At 72.8% G+C, this 5522-nt stretch carries 5 protein-coding genes; 2 read left to right on the plus strand and 3 right to left on the minus strand.

Translation table 11 applies throughout. The features are described from left to right. Positions 1–1843: AAA family ATPase (locus tag QMK24_RS40515; RefSeq protein WP_283471922.1), on the minus strand; the 1843-nt coding region annotated here is incomplete at its 3' end. Between the two features lie 3 nt (positions 1844–1846). Then, positions 1847–3004 carry an exonuclease SbcCD subunit D gene (locus QMK24_RS40520; RefSeq protein ID WP_283471923.1) on the minus strand — a complete coding sequence of 386 codons (1158 nt, stop codon included), beginning with the start codon at positions 3002–3004 and terminating at the stop codon, positions 1847–1849. Between the two features lie 262 nt (positions 3005–3266). On the opposite strand from QMK24_RS40520, the gene QMK24_RS40525 reads away from it, so the two are divergent. Next, positions 3267–4115: a GNAT family N-acetyltransferase gene (locus QMK24_RS40525; RefSeq protein WP_283471924.1), complete on the plus strand. Its 849-nt coding sequence runs from the start codon at positions 3267–3269 to the stop codon at positions 4113–4115. Positions 4116–4165: 50 nt separating this feature from the next. On the opposite strand, the gene QMK24_RS40530 is transcribed toward QMK24_RS40525, so the two are convergent. Next, positions 4166–4792 carry a YigZ family protein gene (locus QMK24_RS40530; protein ID WP_283471925.1) on the minus strand — a complete coding sequence of 209 codons (627 nt, stop codon included), beginning with the start codon at positions 4790–4792 and terminating at the stop codon, positions 4166–4168. A gap of 94 nt (positions 4793–4886) precedes the next feature. On the opposite strand from QMK24_RS40530, the gene QMK24_RS40535 reads away from it, so the two are divergent. Continuing rightward, on the plus strand, positions 4887–5294 hold the full coding sequence (locus QMK24_RS40535; protein WP_283471926.1) for a CoA-binding protein: 408 nt from the start codon (positions 4887–4889) through the stop codon (positions 5292–5294). Positions 5295–5522: the final 228 nt, after the last annotated feature.

Here is a 5522-nt window from a genome sequence, read left to right on the forward strand (position 1 = left end):
CGCGGGCGGCGTGGGTGGCGGCAGCGGCGCGCACGGTGAGCGCGTACTCGCCGTCCAACGCGGCGTACACGGCGGCGAGTTCGTCCGCGGGGGTGTCGCCCGCAGCGGCCAGGGCGGCGTCCCGGCCGGCGCGGGCGCCACTCAGTTCGTCCTGCGCGGCGCTCTGTGCGGCGGACGCACGCTGGTAGGCGGCGTAGGCGGCGTCCTCGTCCGCGCGGGTGACCTGACGGCCCGAGGGGCGGGCCGGGTCCGGGTGCTCGGCGGAGCCGCACACCCGGCAGCTCTCGCCGGGCACCAGGGCGGCGGCCAGTTCGGCGGCGATGCCGGCGATGCGCGCTTCGCGGGCGTCCTGCCAGACCTCGCGGGCGACGGCAGTACCGTCCCAGGCCACGCGATGCCGGTCCTCGGCCACGGTCAGGGCGCGCGCGTGGGTGTCGCGCTCGCGGGCGGCGTCGAGGCGGCGACGGGCCTGGTCGCGCTCGGCGTCCAGCGTCCCGGCGCGCGCCGCGGCGGCCTGCGCGTCATCGACGCGCCGCTGCAGGCGAAGCCGTTCGGGCTCCCAGCCGTCGAGCCAGCCGGCGGCCTCCTGCGCGGCGTCGTCATCACCGCGGGCCTCGGCCTCCAGCCGGTCGCGGCGGGCGGCCAGTTCACCGACCAGCCGCTCCAACTCCTCCGCCTCGGTGAGCGATCCGAGTTCCTCACGCAGCTCGTTGGCGATCCGGGTGAGCTGCTCCGCGCCCGCCTCGGCGAGGTCCGGGGGCAGCTCCGCCCGCGCGGAACGCCGGGCGGTGAGCGCGTCCTGGTGCTGCGACGCGGCCTTCTCCCGCAGTTCCAGGGCGGGTTCGACCGCGGCGGCGCGGTGGGCCCGCTCCAGCCGGGCGCGCTGCTCGTCACGTTCGGCCCGGGATCCGGCGATGGTCCCGGCGTGGCGGCGGGCCGTGGCGTGGCGCTGCTGCAGCCCGTGCAGTTCCTGTACGGCGCCCGCCTCGTCGCGGGCCCGCGCGTGCGCCTCCTCGGCAAGCGACAGCGCGCCTGCGGCGATGCCGTGCCACTCGCGGGCGGTGCAGCGCAGTACGGCGGCCCACTGCAGGATGTGCGCGGCCGGATCGGTGGGTCCCGCCGCGACGCGTCCTGCCGTCACGCCCTCGGGCAGCCAGTTCTCCAGCGGCTCGGCGCCGGGGCCGGCCGCCTGTCCGAGGCGGCCGGCGAGGTTGTCGAGTTCCTGGTCGCCGGTCTGGATCCGCTGTTCGGCGGCGCGGCGCCGCTCCTTGAGCCACTCCTCGACGGCCTTGAAGCGGCGGGTGTCGAACAACCGGCCCAGCAGGGCGCCACGTTCGGCCGCGGTGGCCCGCAGGAAGTTGGCGAACTCGCCCTGCGGCAGCAGCACGACCTGGCAGAACTGTTCCCGGCTCATCCCGATCAACTGCTTCAGTTCCTCACCGATCTCCTGGTGGGACTTCGACAGCGCGCGCCACTCGCCGTCGGTGCGCTCGCGCAGCAGGGTGACGGCCTTCTCCGGCGTCATCCCGGACCCGCGCTTCTTCGGGCGCTGCTGCTCCGGCCGCCGGGTGATCTCCAAGTGGCGTCCGCCGACATGCAGTTCAAGGACGACCTCGGTGCGGGTGGCGGGGGCGGCGTGGTCGCTGCGCAGCCGGCTGGCGGGCCGGCTGCCGGGGACCTCGCCGTACAGGGCGAAGCACACGCCGTCCAGGATGGACGTCTTGCCCGCCCCGGTCGCGCCGTGCAGGAGGAAGAGCCCGGCCGAGGACAGTTCGTCGAAGTCGACGCTCTCGGTGCCCGCGAAGGGGCCGAAGGCGGTGAGGTCGAGCCGGTGCAGGCGCATCGCTTACGTTTCCGTCCTCGCGTGGTGCGCGCGTACCGCGTCCAGGGCCTCGCGCAGCACGGTCCGTTCCCGGCCGTCGGGGACCGAGCCCCGCACATGGGCCACGAAGTCCTCGGCGATCTGCTGGTCGGTGCGGCCGCGCAGCCGCTGCGCATAGGAAACGGCCGGGTCCGCACCGGAGTTCTCGGGGTCGAAGGCCAGGCTGAGGACGTGCGGGAAGCGCTTGGCCAGGCCGGCCATCGGTTCCGGCGGCCGGAAGGCATCGGTGAGAGTGGCCTCGATCCACGCGTCCGTGTGCCGCTCCAGCGCCGGATCGGCGAGCAGGTCCACGAGACGGCCGCGGATTCGGGCGAGCGGGCGCGGCACCGGGCAGTCGACACGCTCGGCGGTCACCGCGCCGTCCGGGCCGAGGTCGACCAGCCACATGGTCTTGCGGTGCTGGGCCTCGGAGAAGGAGTACGCCAGCGGCGAGCCGGAGTACCTGACCCGTTCGGTGATCGTCTGGCAGCCGTGCAGATGGCCGAGCGCCACATAGTCCACACCCGCGAAGATCTCGGCGGGCACGGCCTCGACGCCGCCCGCGGTGATGTCGCGCTCGCTGTCGCTGGGCGCGCCGCCCGTGACGAAGGCGTGCGCCAGCACCACCGAGCGGGTACCGGCCGGCCGGACGGCCAGGTCGGCGCGCACCCGGTCCATCGCCGCACCCAGGACGGCGGCGTGGTCGGCGCGTTCGGCACCGAACTCCTCGCGGACCAGGGCCGGTTCGAGGTAGGGCAGTCCGTACAGCGCGGTGTCGCCGCCGGGGCCCGGCAGGATGACGGGGATCGCGCAATGGGCCGGGTCGGTGCGCAGGTGGATGCCGGCCCGGCCCATGAGTCCGGATCCGACGCCCAGCCGCCGGGCCGAGTCGTGGTTTCCGGAGATCATCACGGTCGGGACGCCGAGGTCGGCGAGCCGGTGCAGGGCGTCGTCGAAGAGTTCGACGGCGGCCAGTGGCGGCACCGCGCGGTCGTAGATGTCGCCCGCGACGAGCACCGCGTCGACGGCTTCGCCGCGGACCGTGCCGACGAGATGGTCCAGGAAGGCCGCCTGGGCGGACAGCAGGCTCTCGCGGTGGAACGATCGTCCCAGATGCCAGTCGGAGGTGTGCAGCAGTCTCACTCGTAGGCCCCGACCTGCACGTTTACCGTCTCCTCCGCCCCAGAACCAGCACCGAAACCCCGACCGGACCAGCACGGGCTCCAGCTGTCGGCACCCACCACGCTAGCGCCCGGTGGCACCTCGTCCACCACGGACCTCCGTTTGTCACCCGCGTCCGGGGCCGAAAGGCCGCGAAAATCGGCCGTGATCCGCGAAGCCCAGGAGGAAACGATCACTCCTGGGGTAGACCAGTACCGAACCCGACGACGTCCTTGGAGTAGAAGTGCCCTCATTCGAGATCACGGCCGCGAGCGCCGACGACATCGCGCTCATGGCGGACTGGGCCGCCGACGAAGGCTGGAACCCGGGCCGTACCGATGGCTACGCCTTCTTCGCAGCCGATCCGCACGGCTTCCTGGTCGGACGTCTGGACGGTGATCCCGTCGCCTGCATCTCGGTCGTGCGCTACGGCCACGACTTCGGGTTCCTGGGCTTCTACATCACCCGCCCACCGCTCCGCGGCCAGGGCTACGGCATCCGGCTCTGGCAGGCCGGCATGGCACGGCTCGAAGGCCGCAACGTCGGGCTCGACGGAGTGGTGGCCCAACAGGACAACTACCGCAAATCCGGCTTCCGATCGGCGTGGAACACCATCCGCTACGAGGGCACACCGGCCGCGGACACCACGACGCCGCCGGGGATCACCCTGGTCGACGCCCGTACCCTGCCCTTCGGCCAACTCGCCGCCTACGACCGTCGCTTCTTCCCGGCGGCGCGCGACAGTTTCCTGGCGTCCTGGATCGCCGCCCCGCAGCGCACCGCCCTGGCCGCGGTGCGCGACGGAGAACTCCACGGCTTCGCCGTCCTGCGCGAGTGCCGCGCGGCCTCACGCATCGGGCCTCTCTATGCCGCCTCGTCGGATGTGGCCGCCGCCCTGGTGGGCGCGCTCTCGGCGACCGTGCCGGACGGTCCGGTGGCGATCGACGTGCCCGACATCAACACCGCGGCGGTGCGGCTCGTGGAACGACTCGGCCTGACACCGTCCTTCGAGACCGCGCGCATGTACACCGGTCCGACCCCGGAGGCCGATCAGGCCGGGCTGTACGGCGTCACCAGTCTGGAACTGGGCTGACCCCGGCGGCGGACCCGTACGTCAACCGCACCTCCGCCGCACGTCCGCTGCTACACGTCGACGAACTCCGTGCCACCGGCCTCGACCGTCGCGGCGCCTGACGTGCTGTCGGCGACCCAGGAGCGGAATGCCGCCACCTCGGCCTCGGGCAGGGCGATCTCGATCCGCACATCGGCGCCGTACCGCACGCCCCGTACCGTCCGCCCGGCGGATCGCAGATCGTTCTCCAGCTTGCCCGCCCGCTGGTGATCGGCCGCCACCGTCAGCAGGGCGAGGCGCTGCCGTTCGATGGTGCCCAGTTCGTCGAGCGCCGCGGACACGGCGCCGCCGTAGGCGCGCACCAGCCCGCCCGCGCCGAGCTGGATCCCCCCGTAGTAGCGGGTGACGACGGCCACGACATCGCGCACCTCGCGCCGCAGCAGCACCTGCAGCATGGGGGTGCCCGCGGTGCCGCCGGGCTCGCCGTCGTCGCTGGCCTTGTGGATACGGCCGTCGGCACCGATGACGTAGGCGAAGCAGTTGTGGGTCGCGTTCGGGTGCTCCTTGCGGACCGCCTGGACGAAGGCCTGCGCGGTCTGCTCGCTGTCCGCGGGCGCCAGCGCGCAGAGGAAGCGCGAGCGCTTGATCTCGCTCTCGTACACGCCCGCGCGCCCGACCGTCAGATAGCGATCCACCATCGGCCCACCTTACGACCTGCCCCGCGCCGGGAATGGGCCGGACCGGCCGCTCGTTGACCAGGCACGACGAGCGGGACACCTTCTGGAGGACGACGTGTACGGCGATGCTGCGACGGTACGGAAGATCCTGACCGGCCTGGGTGACACCTGGGCGGTGGTCGGTCTGTCGAACAACGAGGCGCGGGCGGCGTACGGCGTCGCGCAGGTGCTGCAACGTTTCGGCAAGCGGATCGTTCCCATCCATCCCAAGGCCGAGACTGTGCACGGCGAGCAGGGCTACGCCTCGCTCGCCGACATCCCCTTCCCGGTCGACGTGGTGGACGTCTTCATCAATTCCGAGCACGCCGGAGGGGTGGCCGACCAGGCGGTGGCGGCCGGGGCGAAGGCCGTGTGGTTCCAGCTCGGGGTGATCGACGAGGCCGCGTACGAGCGGACGCGTGCGGCCGGCCCCGAGATGGTCATGGACCGCTGCCCGGCGATCGAGATTCCCCGCCTGGGCTGACGGGCGCGCGTGCCGCGAGCCGCCTACGGTGGCCGCATGAGCAAGGACCGCAAACCGCCCCCGCCACCCTTCGGCCTCGATGCGAAAACCTACGCCGACCTGTCAATGCCGGTGAGTTAGTGCAACGCTGCTGGTCAGACGCCTGAGCGCATGGGTTTCGATGGTTTCTTCCATGGTGACGTTGGGTAGCCCGTTGCGGTCTGGTGAGGGTTTGGACGACGGGCGGAC

The organism is Streptomyces sp. PH10-H1 (genome assembly GCF_030063355.1).
In the GTDB taxonomy this organism is placed as follows: domain Bacteria; phylum Actinomycetota; class Actinomycetes; order Streptomycetales; family Streptomycetaceae; genus Actinacidiphila.